This window comes from Terriglobia bacterium (assembly GCA_032252755.1).
GTDB lineage: Bacteria > Acidobacteriota > Terriglobia > Terriglobales > Acidobacteriaceae > JAVUPY01.
Map to the genome: position 1 here is coordinate 220,220 of JAVUPY010000070.1, position 15,251 is coordinate 235,470.

Genomic DNA, 15,251 nt, shown 5'->3' on the forward strand with positions numbered 1-15,251 from the left:
CATAAAAAAGAGCCTCCCTCGCGGGAGACCCTTTTCCTGAGGAGTAAGCTCGCCCGCAGGTTCGCGGGCAATCTTATGAGGCTGTATGAGTGCCTTCTTGCTCGCTCCAACAGAACCGGCTACTGCTTCTGGTTGTCGAGAACGATGCCGCCGGTGCCCTGCTTCTCAGCGCGGGCTTTCTTCGTCGCCATCGTCTTATCTACCCACTCGTCCGCGGTCTTGAAGTCCGCCTCGCGCGCCTGCGGGTCATCGCATTCGTAGTTGCCCCGTTCGCGATACAGCAGGTTCATGTAGGCCATTGCATCGTCATAATCCGGACGCAGCTTCAACGCTTTGTCCAGCGCCTGGATGCCTTCTTCGACCTTGTCCGAGTTATTCGCCTTTAACTGTTCGCAGACCGCCTTCTCATCCTTCTTTTTTCCCGAGAGCTGTTCGGTCGGCTTCAGCCCCAGCTTCGCAAACTCTTCCATGCGCGGCTGGTAGGCCTGCGTCCAATCGATCACGCCCACCGAGTAGTACGCCTCGGGGTCGTTGGGATCGATTTCCGCTGCCTTCTTGTACCACGTCTTGGCGTCATCAAACTTCTTCATCTGCAGGTACAGGTAAGCGATCCCTTTCACCGAGTTGATGTTCTTGGGATCGGCCTCCAGCACCTTCTTGTACTGTTCGATGGCCGAAGTCGCCATCCGAAGGTTGTCCTCGGTATCCGCGCCGGGGACGTATTGCATCGCGTATGCGGTCGCCAGGTATACGCGAGCGTTGATCAGGCCTGGATCCAATTCCACGGCCTGCTTGAAATGGTTGATCGCCTCTTCGTACCTGGCGTTCTTGTAGGACTGGACGCCTTTGTTCAGCTGATCGCGCGCCTTGAGCTTCGTGCATCCCATTGCCGAGAGCAGCGCCAGCAGCACTGCGAGGCCGATCAGGACTCGTACGCTTCTGTTCATGGAAATTTCACCTTCCGTTGCCAATTTCAATCGGCAGTCGTGACCCTTGCGTAGCGCTCCGCGCTCCACGCCTGTCGGGACGACGACCGGTGGGGATCCGCTCCTTGGGCGGGTGATCGCTCACCCGCCCCGGAGAAATCCTGAGGTGGAGCGGACTACTGGCCGGCTTCGATCCGGGCCGTGATCAAACCTACCTTGTCGACTCCGGCGGCTTTCGTTTTGTCGATTACCGTCGCCACATCGTTAAAGGTCAGGTCCGTGTCGCCCTTCACGAAGGCGACCTTTTCCGCGCGCGTCTTGAAGATGTCCGTCAGCCGCTCCTGCAGCGTGTCGAGAGTCACATCGTCCTGGTTGATCTTGTAGGCGATGCCATTCCCGGCTTTCAGCACCTGAACCACGATCGTACGATCGTTGCTCTGGGGCTGCTGCTTCTGGTCTTTCGGCGGCTGTGGTACGAGCGCGTTCAGGCCTTTCGGCGTCAGTGGCGTGATGACCATGAAGATGATCAGCAGCACCAGCAGCACGTCGATCAGCGGCGTTACATTTATATCCGCGGAGGGACCGCCCTTTCCTCCGCCAACATTCATACTCATAGAAGCCTCTCTACTTCCCTCCGCCCGGAGGGTTCTCGAACGATCCCTGCTTGCGCTGTTCAGTCAACAGACCCAACTGGTCGACGCCAGCCGAACGGACGTTGTCGACGACTTCCACCACGGCACCGTACTTGGCGCGGGCGTCAGCCTTCACGAACACTTCCTTGTCGGCCTTGTTCTCCAGCTTGTCCTTAACCTTCTCAGCGAGTTGGTCAGCCGAGACCTTGTCTTGACCCAGGTAAATGGAGCCGTCGCGCATTACCGCTACCAGCACCGCATCTTCCTTATCCGCATCCGGCATCTGCACCGGATTATCGGTCTTGACCAGATCGACGCTCTGACCTTTCTGCAGCATGGGCGTGATCACCATGAAGATGATCAGCAACACGAGCATCACGTCCACCATCGGTGTCACGTTGATGTCCGAGTTGACATCGCCGGCGTGCCGCTTACGATTTTCGCCTGCCATTGACATACTGATCTCTCCAGGGACCGCTTACTTCCGCAGCATGTTGCGACGCTTCAGGAAGTAGTCGATCAATTCGCTTGAGCTGTTGTCCATCTCCACGTCAAACGCTTCCACGCGGTTCGTGAAGTAGTTGAACATCCACACCGCCGGAATCGCCACGAACAGACCCACAGCCGTGGTTACCAGGGCTTCCGAAATACCGCCGGCGACCGCGCCCAGACCGGTTGCTTTCTGGTTCTGGATTTCGCGGAACGCATTCAAAATGCCGACCACCGTGCCGAACAGGCCCACGAAGGGAGCCGTCGATCCGATCGTCGCAAGTCCGCCGAGGCCGCGCTTCAATTCCGCGTGCACGATAGCTTCCGCGCGCTCCAGGGCGCGACGCGACGCTTCAATCTGCTCGCCAGGAATTTCGCTCGACTCGCCATGCGCCTTGAACTCCTGCAGGCCCGCCGTTACGACCTTCGCCAGGTGGCTCTTCTTGTTGCGCTCGGCAATCTTGATCGCTTCTTCAATCTTGCCTTCACGCAACGCGCCGGCAACCGCCGGAGCAAATGCACGCGACTGCTTGCGAGCCGCACTGTATGCCATCGCACGATCAATCATGACGCCAATCGACCAACCGGACATAATGAAGAGAACGATGACAACGATACGGGCCAGCCAGCCCATCTGCTTCCACAGCGAAATCGGGTCCCAACCTACTCCACCTTCCTGGAACATCCAGACTGCAGCAAGATGGGTCTGGCACAATGCTAACGTTGCTAGGTTTGCGAGAAACATAAGTTGATTTCCTCCTCAGGACTTTCAGAACTCTTCAGAACTTGGGCTTGCTGAACTTGCTCCCGCTGTGCTCCTTTCGCACACTGGTCTCCTTCGGGGAGAATCGCGGAACAAGTCCGGCGCGTGACTGCTCAGGATAGGATGCATTCGGAGTGATCAATGGCGGGCTCGTCCTTTCGAGCCCGTCCACCGAAGCTTTCCCGAGCCGGGATACGGCCTGAGCCGCAGCGCATTCCGCCCCGCGGCCGCCGAGGTTTAACCGCCGGCTAGCGTGAAGTTGACCGTGATCTGCGTATCAACTTCTACCGGCTCGCCATTCAAGAAATATGGCTTGTAACGCCACTGCCGCACCGCGTCGATCGCAGCCGGCGTCAGCATCGGGTGCCCGCTCACCGCTCGCAGGTTCTGGATCGTACCGTCCTTCCCGATCACAGCCTGCAACACAACCGTGCCCTGAATACGGGCCGACCGGGCCAGCGGCGGATACGTCGGCTGAACCTTGTGGATCAGCAGACCTTCCGTCACACCCGCGGAAACTCTTATGCGTTGCGGAGTCGCTACCTTGGGAACCGCTACCGGCGTCGACGAAATAATGCCGCCGATTACGCCACCCATCTGCCCACCCGGTACGCCACCCGGCACGCCACCAACAACGCCTGCCGAGGCAGCCACTGGCTGCTCATCGTCCTTCGTAATCAGAATCTTTTTAGGAATCTTGGTCGGAGTGCGGAGTTCGCCATTATCCAGTTCGCTGACTACCCTCTCCACATGAACTACAGGCTGAGCCGCTGGCGGAGGTGGAGGCGGTGGGGGTGGAGGCGGAGCTACTAGGAACGTCATTAATTGCTGTTTGGGAAGAGCTTCGGTGTAAATCAGAGGAACCAGAATCATCACAAAGACGAGACCGACCTGGAACACAAACGAAAACAAGGTCGCCCACGGACTGCGCTTCTTCGTCCTCAATTCAAGTAGGCTGTCTTCAAACATACGCCTGATCTCCGTCGTACTACTCTCTTAGACACCGGGGATACCACTTTTGCTCCCAAAATCGAACCACTTACAGTCACGATCTTTCAACCGCGTTCCGCAAGCCGGAGCATTCTAAACCCCGCAATGGGCTACGGGCGCCCTTTTTTCCGGACGCCCGCTAACCCTACTGCCTTCGGGACGCTCGCTGCGCCCCGCTAACCCTCTAAACCCTTGCAAATCCATTACTTATACCTTTACCTTTAACTTGCTCTTGCCGCGTTGCGCCGGCAGCGTTGCAACCACCGCCTTCTTCGCAGCGCGCGATTCCTGGTACGCCACCAGCATCGGTGCCGCAATAAAGATCGAGGAATACGTCCCAATTAAGATGCCAATCACAAGGGCCAAAGAGAACCCATGCAGAACCTCTCCTCCAAAAATAAACAGGGAGAGAACCGTCAGGAACGTCAGTCCGGATGTCAGGACCGTTCTGCTCAGTGTCTGGTTGATCGAGCGATTCACGATATCCGTCAGACTCTCACGCCGGAGCAGTTTCACGTTTTCTCGGATTCGATCGAACACCACGATAGTGTCATTCATCGAGTAACCGATCAACGTAAGGATCGCCGCAATCACCGTCAGCGACATCTCGACATTCAGAATGGAAAACAGGCCCACCGTGATCAGCGTGTCGTGGAAGCAGGCCACCACGGCTGCCACACCATAGATCAGTTCGAACCGGAACCACAGGTAAATCAGCATCCCAGCCAGTGAGTACAGCGTCGCCAGAATTGCTTGCTTCTGCAGCTGCTTTCCAACCGTCGGACCGATCACATCCACGTTGCGGACGCCAAAATCCGAAGTGTAGAAGTCGGCCTGGATCGCTTGCTGTACCGCCGGTGGCGCAACCGTCGAAATCTCCGAGACGTTGTTCAGCACACCGCCGCTGGTTTTGTCCCGATAATCCACAATCGCCCGCGCAATTTGCGAGTAGCGCTGCTCCGCATCCGTTCCCGCGTGTAGCGGGTCCTTGGTCATCAGGTACTGCTGCAAACTCGCATAACCAATGTTATTGAGGTCCAGTTTGCCCGCCTGCTCATGGCCGGACGAGAGCGCCTTGACAATCGTCTCGCGACCCTTGTCCAGCGACATCTCGCTCAGCGTTTTCTCAGGCAGCGAAATTAGTTCTTCGTTGTTGGCCTGGTTGATCGGCTGGATGCGCACATCCTTCAGGCCGGCCTTATCCATATCTGCACGAATCTTGTCGGCGTTCGGAGCGTGTGTGAACCTGACAAGAACCTGGGTGCCGCCGCGGAAATCAATGCCCAGCGGAATGTGGTGCCAGAACAGCATCGACAGCAAGCCACCAACGCTGAGGACCAGGGACAGGCCCAGGAAGAACCACTTCTTGCCAAGAAAATCGATGTTGGGATTGCGGAAAAACTCCACTTTGTAACCCTCAAACTCTTTGTCTGTGTTGGCGCCCCACATCTGCCTTCGTTCGGCAAATGCGGGTGACAACCTTGTCTAGATACTCAATGCCTCGCCATGCTGGTGCCGGTTCAGGATGCTGTCGAAGATCACGCGCGAAACGTACACCGCCGTGAATAGGTTGGCCAGCAAACCGAAGGTCAGCGTGACCGCGAAACCCTTCACCGGACCGGTTCCGAACAGGAACAGAATCGCCGCCGATACGATCGTCGTCACGTGAGTGTCAACAATTGTCAGCCACGCATGTCCGAAGCCCTGGTCCACCGCCGACGATGCCGTCTTTCCATTTCGCAATTCTTCTCGAATACGCTCGAATATGAGCACGTTCGAGTCGACGCCCATACCGACCGTCAGGATCAGTCCCGCGATACCCGGCAGCGTCAATGTCGCTCCGGTAAACCCGAGGAACCCCAAAAGGATCAGCAGGTTCAGCGTCAGGCCCACGTTCGCGTTGACGCCGGCAAACCTGTAGTACACGAACATGAAGATCATGACCGCGGCCATGCCATAGACCGCCGCGCGCACGCCTTCACGAATCGAGTCCGCGCCCAGCGATGGACCCACCGTGCTCTCCTGCAAGTAGCTAATGCTCGCCGGCAACGCGCCCGACCGCAGAATCATTGCCAGGTCCTTCGACTGCTGGTCGGTCATACTGCCGGAAATCTCGCCACGATCACGGATCGGCTCTTTGATGCTGGCGACCTCGCGTACCTTCCCGTCCAGAACCACGGCCAGGTAGTCGCCGACGTGCGCGCTCGTGAACGCCCAGAAACGGTTGCCGCCTTCACGCGTCAGCGTGAAGTTCACCGAGGGCTGGCCCTGCTGGTTTTGTCCGGGCTGCGCGTCGCGCAATTCGCGACCGCTCACCGCCGGCACACGCGAAACTACGAAGAACGCTTCCTCCGGCCCCTCGCCCGTACGTTCCGTCCGGCCCTTCAGTATCTCCGCATCTGGCGGCAGCACTCCGTTGTGCTTTTGCAGAGCGGCTTGCTCCGTCGGATATGCCGTGCCGTTATCCATCGCCTGCCTGATCTCCAGCATGGCGGTCGATTGCATGATGTTTTTCACGCGCGCCGGATCGTCCACGCTGGGCAACTCGACTAGGATCTGGTACTGGCCCAGGCCGTACTCCTGGATCGTCGGTTCCGTCACGCCCAACTGGTCGATACGGTTGCGGATCGTCTCGATCGCCTGCGTCACCGTATTCTGCTTCATCTGCGAGAGCTGGGCCGGCTTCATCTGCACAGTCCAGTCACCGTTCGGCAATGACGTCCCGTTGTACTCCGGGAGCCTGTCGCTCAGTATGGTCCGCAGGTCTCCAGCCGAATTCGGCGAAACACCCTTAATGTCGATCAGCTCAGGATGGCCCTTCGGGTCCGGCATCGAGATATCGGCGTATGCAATGTTCGCTTTTTGCAGTGCGTCTTTCAGACGCTCGATGACCTGTTGCGAATCCGCCCGAACCGCATCATCTACCTGGACCTGCAGGATGAGGTGAGTTCCGCCTTTGAGATCGAGACCAAGATGGATGTTCTGCTGAATACCTGCCAGCAAGCCACCCTGCTTGATCGCCTGGATGCTGGCCTCGGGATTGGTACCAAGAAAAATCCCCCACACAAAAACCAGGAGGATCCCGACGATCAGCAATACTTTTGCCTTCAAATTCTTCTTCATGGAGCCAAAACCACCTAAGACTTTTTCTCTTCTTCGTCGTCCGTAATCACCGTAACAATCGAATTCCGCGTTACTTCCAGCTTCAGGTTATCCGGCGGAATCCGCAAAATCAGTGCATCATCTTTTATGGAAATGATCGCGCCCCGCAAGCCGCCGCTGGTCACCACCTTATTACCTGGCTTCAACTGCTCCAGCATCGCCTGCCACTTCTTCTGCCTGCTCTGCTGCGGACGAATCATCAGCAGGTACATGATCCCGATCATCAGGATGATGGGCAGAAACAATCCCCAACTCGAGGGCCCCGCCTGCTGCAAAATGAATCCGAATGTTAAGTTCATGCTCTTGCCAGCTCTCCTGACAGCAACCGCCTTTGATCCCTCACCGCTGATCCACTCACACTTCTGACACTTGCCTGCTGGACTGCGATGCGCACTGACCCGTGTGTCTTCGGAAATCTCCCATCACCTGGGTCGCTAAGCAGAGTTGCCTGAGGCCGTGTCATGCTGAGCGGAGCGCGCGGCAGCTTCGCGCGCAGTCAAAGCACCTTCTCTTTCGGGCGCTGACCTAGGGAGGTCGAACCTTCTTCCTTCACTCGTAATTCGGTGAGCTCGTTCTGGACCAGCTAATTGCAGCCGCTCGACAGTGAACTGCGGAATCAAACAGCAGAACGGAAACTTTCGAGCTCTCCAACCTTAATAGCTTGCCGCACGCGTCTCATAGTGTCAAGGTAATAGGCCAGGTTATGAACGGTGTTTAGCACTTGCGCCACTACCTCTTTCGCGGCATACAGATGGCGCAAATAGGCGCGTGAATAGCGGGCGCAAACCTTGCACCCGCATTTCGGGTCCAGCGGACCCTCGTCCAGCGCATATCGCGCGTTCTTTATATTAATCTTCCCCTCGGAAGTAAACAGCAGCCCGTGCCGCGCCGCCCGCGTCGGCAGCACACAATCCATCATGTCCACGCCCATCGAGGCATACTGCACGATCTCCTCCGGCGTCCCCACGCCCATCACGTACCTCGGCCGGTCCTTTGGCAGCATTGGGATGGTCGCCGCTACCATATCCCATGTCTTCTCTCTCGGTTCGCCGACGCTCAGGCCGCCAATCGCATATCCGTCGAACTCAATCTCGACCGTTCGCTCCGCGGACTCTCGCCTCAAATCCGTGTACATCCCTCCCTGCACGATCCCGAACAGTGCCTGCCTCTGCTCTTCGCCCTTCTCCTCCGTCAACCGCTCGACCCACGGCGCTTCCCGCCTGTGAGCTTCAAAGTAATCCTTGCTCCGACGCGCCCACCGCGCCGTCATCTCCATCGACTCCTGCGCCCGATCCCGTTCCGCCGGATACTCCGTGCACTCGTCGAAGGCCATGATAATGTCCGCGCCCAGCCCAATCTCCGCTTCCAGAGACTTCTCCGGCGAAAAAAAGTGCGCCGACCCGTCCAGGTGCGACTTGAACGCCACCCCCTCTTCCGTCACTTTCCGCAACTCGCTGAGGCTGAACACCTGGAACCCGCCCGAATCCGTCAGGATCGGCTTGTCCCACGCCATGAATCTCTGTACCCCGCCGAGCCTCCGAACCTGCTCCACCCCGGGCCTCAGATAAAGGTGGTAGGTGTTGTTCAGCAGAATCTGGACGCCCAACTCCTCCAGCACGTCCTGCGGCACGGCCTTAACGGTCGCAACCGTTCCCACCGGCATGAACACCGGGGTCTCGACCTCGCCGTGCGGAGTCACCATCCGCCCTGCCCGCGCCGGCCCGCACTCCGCCTCTACCTGGAACGCAAACGCCATCAACCTGATTGTATATGGGAGCAATGCTGAACTACTGAAGTGTCATTCTGGCCAATTGCCTACCTGGCTTCTGCTTTTCCCTTTTGCCGTTTTACCGTTCTACTCGATCCCGACGACCCTACTCCGCCTCTCCACGATCACCGTATCTCTCCACTTTCCCGCCAGCTTCCCGATCTTCTCTCGATACCCGACCTGCCGGAACCCTGCCGACTCGCACATCCTGAGGCTGGCCTTGTTCTCCGTGAAGATCGTTCCCTGCAGCGTCCAAATCCCGGCGCGCTCCGCCTCCTTGATGGCCGCCGCCATCAGCGCCGAACCGACGCGCTGTCCGCGTGCCCAACTCGCCACGTACACGCTCAGCTCCGCAACACCCTGGTAAGCCATCCGCTGCGACACCCTGCTCAGCACCGCAAAGCCCGAGATCGTTCTCCCATGCCGCGCAACCAGTCGCCCAAACGGCAGGTGCGCGCGGTCGAACTCGTCCCATGTCGGCGCCAGCGTCTCGAACGTCGCGTTGCCCGTCGCAATCCCTTCCAGGTAGATCGACGACACATTCGCCCAATCCGCCTCAACCATCGCGTCGATATGCAGCTCGTGTTTTGCTTTCGTCGTGCTCATCGGGTTAATCGTAGCAGCTGAGAGGTGTGTTCGCAGGTCCTCGTACCCCGTACCCCGTACCTCGCACCTCTATATCGACTGAATAACTCCCAACTTCCTGCACGTGTCGAACAGGATCTCCCGATCGATCGTCCCCAGCTCCTTGAACTCCACTCCGTACTTGAAGCTCTCGCGATTGCGCACCACGACCTTGCAGTGAATCGGACGTTCGGAGTACGGCAGCGTCAGCGTCAGGTCGATCACGCGGCCAACCTTCAGCTCGTGCGCAATGTAGAGACACATTCCGCCCTCGCCGACGTCGTTGCCCCGGCCATAACAGTAGGTCGAGAGTCCGTCCGAACCCGAAACCTTCACCTTCACCGCTATGTCGATCGAGTAGCGCTTCCACTTCCGCTTCTCTTCGTGCGGATTCCGCGCATCCGTCATGGTCGCCTCCTTTGCGGGAAACCACGACTGCAGTAGATTTCGGGGGACTGTTCAGAAATTAGAACGGAACCGAAAGAAGGTCAAGAAACGGTGGTGACTCAATAGTAAGGATATGGATGCCCCCGACGACCCGTATCTTGTACCTCGCGCCTCCTACCTCGCAGCCTTCTACGTCCACTCCGTGATCCTCACTCCGTTCTCGTCCTTGAAGCTCCCTGTGACGATCATGATCAGGTCGATCAGCGCCCAGATTCCCAATCCGCCAATGGTGAGGATCATCGCAATGGCGCTCCCAATCTTACCGACGTAGAACCGGTGCGCGCCGAAAACTCCGAGGAAAAAGCACAGGAGAAACGCCGGCAGAATGCGTTTGTCGGTCGGCGGAGTCGCTACCGCAACCATCGCCGGCGCCGTCCTCACCTGCTGCGGCGCTCCGCATCCCGGGCAGGTCGCCGCGGATTCGTGGATCTGCTTACCACAGGCTGTGCAATACACCATAGAAGAAGTAACCATGCTTGCTTCCTTCCCTTGGGATGAAGCGACAGTAGAACGGTTGCGGGAGAAAGGTCAAGAGCAACTGCGAGAACGCAATCGCCAATCTGCTATTCGCTAAGGTGATGTAGTTCTCCCGGTACCCGGTACCCGGCACCGTAACGAAGAGCAATAGGCAACGGCCACCCAGGCCCAGGCGTCAGCCGAGACCAAGGCCACGACAACCCCGCGCAAACCTGAGATCAGGGGGCTGTCGTCTGTTTCTCGACCATGAGGAACATCAGGGCCGCGTCCGGGATGAACATGAGGGGGTTCTTGAATTCGCGGACGGCGTATCCCCAGGACATGTCGCCGCGGAGCTGGTTCATCATCTCGACGGACTCGAGCCAGAAGCCTTCGGTCTCGACGGCGACAACGGTTCCGGGATAGACGTGCTTAGTGTCGGCGAGGCGAAAAACGACATTCTTGTTCACCAATTGATCGCGGTTGGTCATGGGGCGGATTATACGACTTGGGGCAGTGCGAAGTACCACGTACTGGCTACTTGTGGGCAACAGGCCGGGTGCCGGGCGCCCCATCCTGGCCCGCTGTTGGCTAAGGTGGGGTAGTCCTCCCGGTACTGGTACCCGGCACCCGCTACCCGCCTGTAACCCGCGAGGTCAAGGATTTTGTCAGTTGGGGGTGAGGAAATTTTCGGGAGTTCCAAAATGGGAAGCGGTATTTGAAGGAGTTGTAATACAGAATAATACATGGTATTGTCCGGCATTATGAGTGATAGAGAGAAGACCATCAGTTTCCGCGCGGCGGCGAAGAAGATCGGAAAGCTGGACGAATTGGCGGCGACCAAGGACCGTTCCCGAAGCTATCTCATCAACGAAGCCATCAGCAATTACCTGGAGCTGCACGCTTACCAGGACGGGCTGGTGCAAAAGGGCCTGGAAGAGATGCAGCAAGGACGGCTCGTACGGCATGAAGAAGTTGTGAAGCGACTCAAGAAGCGCCGCGCAAGCTAATGATCGCCTGGACGGAGCAGGCGGTACGGCAACTGGAGCAGGCTCACGATTACATTGCGCTATCGAACAGTGAAGATGTCGCCGCTGAAGTCGTACTGAGGATCATTGCCGGGGTCGAGCAGCTAGCGGCTTTCCCGCTTTCGGGCAGGCCAGGACGGGTTCCCGGCACGCGCGAGCTGGTGATCCCGAACACCCCATTCCTTGTGGCCCACACCGTCGGCAAGAAGGAAACCGTGATCCTCGCGATCTACCACGGTGCGCAACGGTGGCCGGAAACGTTCTGACGGTCGTTGTTTGTTGTTCGTTACCAGAGAAGAAAGGACTCTCAGGAAGAAGACGAACCACCGTCAGCAAGCTCGACGCCTAACTTGGTGGCCAAGTTGGTACAGTACTCGTTCTCCGGTTCCATCTCTAATCCCCTTCTCACCAACTCACGCGCTCGTGGCTCGTTATGCATAGCAATGGACAGCCACGCGGCCCGGGAGATATCGGTCGCATCTGCTTCGTCAATTCGGTCCTCAAACAGCTTAAGGAGCTTCCTCCCTAAGATCTGCCGCTCATCACCCGGCATCAACATAAACGCTTGTTTGAAAATGCTATTCCAGCGGTTCAAGGCAACGCTCAGCGCCTTGAACGTTGTATCCGGCAGCGAGCACAGCTCAATCAAGGCATGAATCTCCCGTACCCGGTCTTCAGTTTTTCTGCAGAGGTATGCAAGTCGCTCCCAGGCTGCTCTTCGCTGGTCAACACCGGGTCCGGTCTCTAAGTACCTTTCCAAGGCGGACTTCGCTTTTTCTTCATTCTCAGAGACGGGAGTCTCTTCATACATTCTGGCGAGTAGGAGCCACGCGTCTGGATGTCTTTGCGCAATGAATTCCATCATCGGCAAATAAGAGTCGAGGGCCTCATAGTTCGTTGCTACCTTGTCGGCAACGTTAGTAAAGAAGCGTTCAATACGAGTAGCAATTCCATGTCGGATGTCCGTTTTTTGCCCTGCCCCGAAATAAAGTAAAAGCTGGGTGTTTGCTTCAACCGCTGCTTTCATTGGACTTACCTTCAACTTCCGCTGCCCGAATACAGCCGCCGTTAGAGGAACGCTGATGAAGTTCTGCCGATCATCAGGAGAGAAGGTGATCTCGATAAATGAACACCTCTGTAGTTCATCGATCGCTTCTTCAACATCCATCTTTTCGTTCGCAGGCCTGAGCATCACGGCTTCAACGGCAATCTGTGGAACTGTTGATCGCCAATTGCAGAGAGTCAGGAAGACTTGCTTTGCGGCCGGGGATAATCCTCCATATGTACGTTCGAATAACGCCTCGAGGATCTTGTCCTTGCTCGAAACGATCCGCTCAATCTCGATAAGACGATGCGCTCTGGCAACATCCCCCAGAAGAACCTTGATCACGTATGGGTGACCGTCTGCTTCTCTTATCAATTCCTTTCTGTAACCTGTAGTCAAAATGTTTCGAATACCCAACTGGTCAGAAGCAATGTCGATCAGTTGCTCCGATTCGTCTTCTGTCATCCCCAGAACGTCTACGGGATAGTCTCCCTTGAAGTCTCGCGTTCGAGTCGTTATTAGCACCTTGTTGGGCAGTCGAGCGTAGGTATCCAAGAACATGAAGAGTTCGCCCGGGCTTTGCACAGTTTCGAAATTGTCAAAAACGAATAGTATTGGACGGTCAATGGGGCTCCGTCCTAGTGCATCTGAAAAGTACGTAAGTGCATTGAAACCTTTGGTACCGGCTTGAGAGGGCTCCATCAAGTGAACAAATTCCCGGGCGATGTCCTTCTGCGAGAGAACATGTGGCTTCACTATTTTCGGTCCGCCGGGAAGCAAGTCGATATCACGAGCGCTCAACCAAACAATTGCGCCAAATCGCTCCTCCTCACAAATTCGGTGCAACACGGAAAGTGCCAATACGGTCTTGCCAATACCACCACGACCTACCAGCGTCACAATTGAGCGCTTATCGTCCTCCAAGGCGCCCAGGAGTTCCTTCTCCAACACATTCCTCTTCACATATCCTGGAGGAAGTTGGGGAATATTCCCGAACACACGGCCCTGTACTTCCAATCGCCCAAGTCCCTGCGTTTCGCTTGGTGGAAGGTCAGTAGCAGGCGAGAGGAAAATGGACGAGTCTCCATCTCGCCTGGTATCGGTAATATACGAGATTTGCTCAAATTTCTTGTCGCCGAAAAATCCGTTCGGAAGCAGAAAATCGCCTGCTTCTGGATCTGATGCTATAAGCTCAACGTGCCTGGGGCGGCCCAAGTAAACGTAGATGCCGTCTCGTAGTTTTCCCCATTCGCTCGGTGCGCGCGAGCCTTTCAAAGTGTCGAACTCGGCCGAGGTTTCTCCTAGCTTTGTGACCCTATACTTCCCGGATAAATTGCGGTGAAGGTATACCCATTGCCGCCTAAAGAGCATCGAGTTATCCGCGAAGCAGCGAATTGATCGCTCGAGAGAAGGGCATATCTTGCCGCAAACACTCCCTGAACTGGCGCCATGTCCTCGTGTCTTGTTTCGCAATTCAGCGAACAAATGAACCCAGCGGCGTGCTTCAAGCTTGAAGGGAATGCCTTCCCGGTCTTTACTAAATACGCGCAGGCACTCGTCCATTTTCGCAACACACTCGTGCTGCCACTCGCCCGGATCGCACCTTTTCGTTAGCTCCCTCTGCTCGACGCGCGCCTCGTCGCATATGTGCTGAGAAGCGGGGCCGACGAGTAAGTCATCGAGAGTCACACCCCATTCGCCAATACCGTCCGCTCTTACCAGACGATATGCGAGTCTGTAGCGATGGCGCTCCGTATCGTCTTGAACTGACGCTACTATTCCCGCCAAAAGGACTTTGACAACCATTTCACCCGCATAAAGCAGGTGGAGGAATAGAGACATCTCTGAGTCCTGTCGGGCTATGTCAACTCGCTCCCACATTCGTTCGAAAGGCAGGAAGAACACAAAGAATCTCCTTACTCACATGGACTGAACAGTACATTCTGATCAGTACGTGCACTATCGGGGATTGGGAGAGACGCGGATCGAAAAAAGCGTAGCACCGGAATTGCCGGATTGCGAATGAATTTGATGGGGCCTGCTAGTTTCCCGGGGAGAATCACAAGGTTCTTCGGCTCCGGCGGCAGAAAGCGCCACCTGCGCTCAGGATGACACGATGCCGGGTAGTGTTCCTTTGGTAACTGCAACTTCGATAAATTCATTCGCATGCATTAGATGAAGGTGCTAGGATCAGCCCCTTCTCAGTACACACCGTTTTCTCTGGAGTAAATATGAAGCGTTTTCTCTCTCTGTTCTTGTGTCTTCTCATCCCTGCACTGGCGTTCGCCGGGGAGAACTCCTACAAAGTTAAATACGACGGCGGCTCGCTTACGGATGTTAAGGCTGGGACCGACGTTAAATTGGTTATCGAGGGCGAAAAGATCAAGTTCATGAACGGCAGCAAAGAACTGGTGACGGTTCCCGCTTCGGCGGTTACGGAAATCAGCTACGGGCAGGATGTTCATCGCCGGGTTGGCAGCGCCGTCGCGGTTGGCGCTGTCACGTTGGGAGTGGGCGCGTTGATGGCCCTAACGAAATCGAAAAAACATTTTGTCGGCCTCACCTGGGCCGATGGCGACAAAAAAGGCGGGCTCGCGATGCAGTGCGACAAGAACGAATATCGCGGGATATTAGCGGCTCTCGAAGGAATCACCGGAAAGAAAGCCGTAAACTCCGACACAATGACGGTAAAGAACTAGCAAGCAACTTCCCTTTGGGCGGGTGGCCCGACCTATCGCTCTCTGGTTTGAATCCTTTGGGTGCCCCGTCCTAGCTCCGCTAGGGCGGGGTTGTTTCTCGGGATTATGCTCCGCCACCGCAACAAAAATGACTCCCAGTGTTTCTCGGAAACAAGCGCGATCGGGCATCTTTCGCGGTAATCAAGCGCTTTCAGAATCTTGAGACCAAAGCTGCTAACCTTC

General features: G+C 56.6%; 17 protein-coding genes. 3 read left to right on the forward strand and 14 right to left on the reverse strand.

Annotated elements, in window-relative coordinates:
• Positions 1–119: 119 nt before the first annotated feature.
• From ROO76_18065 to ROO76_18125, 13 genes are all read right to left on the reverse strand, one after another.
• Positions 120–947 carry a tetratricopeptide repeat protein gene (locus ROO76_18065; protein ID MDT8070075.1) on the reverse strand — a complete coding sequence of 276 codons (828 nt, stop codon included), beginning with the start codon at positions 945–947 and terminating at the stop codon, positions 120–122.
• Positions 948–1,102: 155 nt separating this feature from the next.
• Positions 1,103–1,540: a biopolymer transporter ExbD gene (locus ROO76_18070; protein MDT8070076.1), complete on the reverse strand. Its 438-nt coding sequence runs from the start codon at positions 1,538–1,540 to the stop codon at positions 1,103–1,105.
• A 10-nt stretch (positions 1,541–1,550) separates the two neighbouring features.
• Positions 1,551–2,009, reverse strand: a complete 459-nt coding sequence (locus tag ROO76_18075; protein MDT8070077.1) for an ExbD/TolR family protein — start codon at positions 2,007–2,009, stop codon at positions 1,551–1,553.
• 27 nt (positions 2,010–2,036) lie between these two features.
• Positions 2,037–2,792 (reverse strand): MotA/TolQ/ExbB proton channel family protein, encoded by a 756-nt coding sequence (locus ROO76_18080; protein ID MDT8070078.1) that lies wholly within the window; start codon positions 2,790–2,792, stop codon positions 2,037–2,039.
• 255 nt (positions 2,793–3,047) lie between these two features.
• Positions 3,048–3,779, reverse strand: a complete 732-nt coding sequence (locus ROO76_18085; protein ID MDT8070079.1) for an energy transducer TonB — start codon at positions 3,777–3,779, stop codon at positions 3,048–3,050.
• Between the two features lie 228 nt (positions 3,780–4,007).
• Positions 4,008–5,249, reverse strand: a complete 1,242-nt coding sequence (gene secF / locus ROO76_18090; GenBank protein ID MDT8070080.1) for a protein translocase subunit SecF — start codon at positions 5,247–5,249, stop codon at positions 4,008–4,010.
• 36 nt (positions 5,250–5,285) lie between these two features.
• Complete coding sequence (gene secD / locus ROO76_18095; GenBank protein ID MDT8070081.1) at positions 5,286–6,923, reverse strand: protein translocase subunit SecD; 1,638 nt, start codon at positions 6,921–6,923, stop codon at positions 5,286–5,288.
• 14 nt (positions 6,924–6,937) lie between these two features.
• Positions 6,938–7,261: a preprotein translocase subunit YajC gene (yajC, locus tag ROO76_18100; GenBank protein MDT8070082.1), complete on the reverse strand. Its 324-nt coding sequence runs from the start codon at positions 7,259–7,261 to the stop codon at positions 6,938–6,940.
• Positions 7,262–7,578: 317 nt separating this feature from the next.
• Positions 7,579–8,718 carry a tRNA guanosine(34) transglycosylase Tgt gene (gene tgt, locus ROO76_18105; protein MDT8070083.1) on the reverse strand — a complete coding sequence of 380 codons (1,140 nt, stop codon included), beginning with the start codon at positions 8,716–8,718 and terminating at the stop codon, positions 7,579–7,581.
• 99 nt (positions 8,719–8,817) lie between these two features.
• The gene (locus ROO76_18110) at positions 8,818–9,294 is read right to left on the reverse strand and encodes an N-acetyltransferase family protein (GenBank protein MDT8070084.1); all 477 of its coding nucleotides are present in this window, start codon (positions 9,292–9,294) and stop codon (positions 8,818–8,820) included.
• 111 nt (positions 9,295–9,405) lie between these two features.
• Positions 9,406–9,762: a PilZ domain-containing protein gene (locus ROO76_18115; GenBank protein MDT8070085.1), complete on the reverse strand. Its 357-nt coding sequence runs from the start codon at positions 9,760–9,762 to the stop codon at positions 9,406–9,408.
• A 168-nt stretch (positions 9,763–9,930) separates the two neighbouring features.
• Complete coding sequence (locus ROO76_18120; protein ID MDT8070086.1) at positions 9,931–10,275, reverse strand: TM2 domain-containing protein; 345 nt, start codon at positions 10,273–10,275, stop codon at positions 9,931–9,933.
• A gap of 221 nt (positions 10,276–10,496) precedes the next feature.
• Entirely contained in the window at positions 10,497–10,748 is a 252-nt protein-coding gene (locus tag ROO76_18125; protein ID MDT8070087.1) for a hypothetical protein, read from the reverse strand.
• A 255-nt stretch (positions 10,749–11,003) separates the two neighbouring features.
• Here ROO76_18125 and ROO76_18130 point away from each other — a divergent pair, with 255 nt between their 5' ends.
• Entirely contained in the window at positions 11,004–11,267 is a 264-nt protein-coding gene (locus ROO76_18130) for a ribbon-helix-helix protein, CopG family (GenBank protein ID MDT8070088.1), read from the forward strand.
• Positions 11,267–11,551 carry a type II toxin-antitoxin system RelE/ParE family toxin gene (locus ROO76_18135; protein ID MDT8070089.1) on the forward strand — a complete coding sequence of 95 codons (285 nt, stop codon included), beginning with the start codon at positions 11,267–11,269 and terminating at the stop codon, positions 11,549–11,551. The genes ROO76_18130 and ROO76_18135 overlap by 1 nt, the downstream gene beginning before the upstream one ends.
• Positions 11,552–11,592: 41 nt before the next feature.
• On the opposite strand, the gene ROO76_18140 is transcribed toward ROO76_18135, so the two are convergent.
• Positions 11,593–14,172: an NB-ARC domain-containing protein gene (locus ROO76_18140; protein MDT8070090.1), complete on the reverse strand. Its 2,580-nt coding sequence runs from the start codon at positions 14,170–14,172 to the stop codon at positions 11,593–11,595.
• A gap of 389 nt (positions 14,173–14,561) precedes the next feature.
• On the opposite strand from ROO76_18140, the gene ROO76_18145 reads away from it, so the two are divergent.
• Positions 14,562–15,029: a hypothetical protein gene (locus tag ROO76_18145; protein MDT8070091.1), complete on the forward strand. Its 468-nt coding sequence runs from the start codon at positions 14,562–14,564 to the stop codon at positions 15,027–15,029.
• Positions 15,030–15,251 lie beyond the last annotated feature (222 nt).

What these genes read in the sequence shown, in the direction of transcription:
- ROO76_18065 (MDT8070075.1), bottom strand. Translation starts at nt 947, where the DNA reads ATGAACAGAAGCGTACGAGTCCTGATCGGCCTCGCAGTGCTGCTGGCG.
- ROO76_18070 (MDT8070076.1), bottom strand. Translation starts at nt 1,540, where the DNA reads ATGAGTATGAATGTTGGCGGAGGAAAGGGCGGTCCCTCCGCGGATATA.
- ROO76_18075 (MDT8070077.1), bottom strand. Translation starts at nt 2,009, where the DNA reads ATGGCAGGCGAAAATCGTAAGCGGCACGCCGGCGATGTCAACTCGGAC.
- ROO76_18080 (MDT8070078.1), bottom strand. Translation starts at nt 2,792, where the DNA reads ATGTTTCTCGCAAACCTAGCAACGTTAGCATTGTGCCAGACCCATCTT.
- ROO76_18085 (MDT8070079.1), bottom strand. Translation starts at nt 3,779, where the DNA reads ATGTTTGAAGACAGCCTACTTGAATTGAGGACGAAGAAGCGCAGTCCG.
- secF (MDT8070080.1), bottom strand. Translation starts at nt 5,249, where the DNA reads ATGTGGGGCGCCAACACAGACAAAGAGTTTGAGGGTTACAAAGTGGAG.
- secD (MDT8070081.1), bottom strand. Translation starts at nt 6,923, where the DNA reads ATGAAGAAGAATTTGAAGGCAAAAGTATTGCTGATCGTCGGGATCCTC.
- yajC (MDT8070082.1), bottom strand. Translation starts at nt 7,261, where the DNA reads ATGAACTTAACATTCGGATTCATTTTGCAGCAGGCGGGGCCCTCGAGT.
- tgt (MDT8070083.1), bottom strand. Translation starts at nt 8,718, where the DNA reads ATGGCGTTTGCGTTCCAGGTAGAGGCGGAGTGCGGGCCGGCGCGGGCA.
- ROO76_18110 (MDT8070084.1), bottom strand. Translation starts at nt 9,294, where the DNA reads ATGGTTGAGGCGGATTGGGCGAATGTGTCGTCGATCTACCTGGAAGGG.
- ROO76_18115 (MDT8070085.1), bottom strand. Translation starts at nt 9,762, where the DNA reads ATGACGGATGCGCGGAATCCGCACGAAGAGAAGCGGAAGTGGAAGCGC.
- ROO76_18120 (MDT8070086.1), bottom strand. Translation starts at nt 10,275, where the DNA reads ATGGTTACTTCTTCTATGGTGTATTGCACAGCCTGTGGTAAGCAGATC.
- ROO76_18125 (MDT8070087.1), bottom strand. Translation starts at nt 10,748, where the DNA reads ATGACCAACCGCGATCAATTGGTGAACAAGAATGTCGTTTTTCGCCTC.
- ROO76_18130 (MDT8070088.1), top strand. Translation starts at nt 11,004, where the DNA reads ATGGTATTGTCCGGCATTATGAGTGATAGAGAGAAGACCATCAGTTTC.
- ROO76_18135 (MDT8070089.1), top strand. Translation starts at nt 11,267, where the DNA reads ATGATCGCCTGGACGGAGCAGGCGGTACGGCAACTGGAGCAGGCTCAC.
- ROO76_18140 (MDT8070090.1), bottom strand. Translation starts at nt 14,172, where the DNA reads ATGTCTCTATTCCTCCACCTGCTTTATGCGGGTGAAATGGTTGTCAAA.
- ROO76_18145 (MDT8070091.1), top strand. Translation starts at nt 14,562, where the DNA reads ATGAAGCGTTTTCTCTCTCTGTTCTTGTGTCTTCTCATCCCTGCACTG.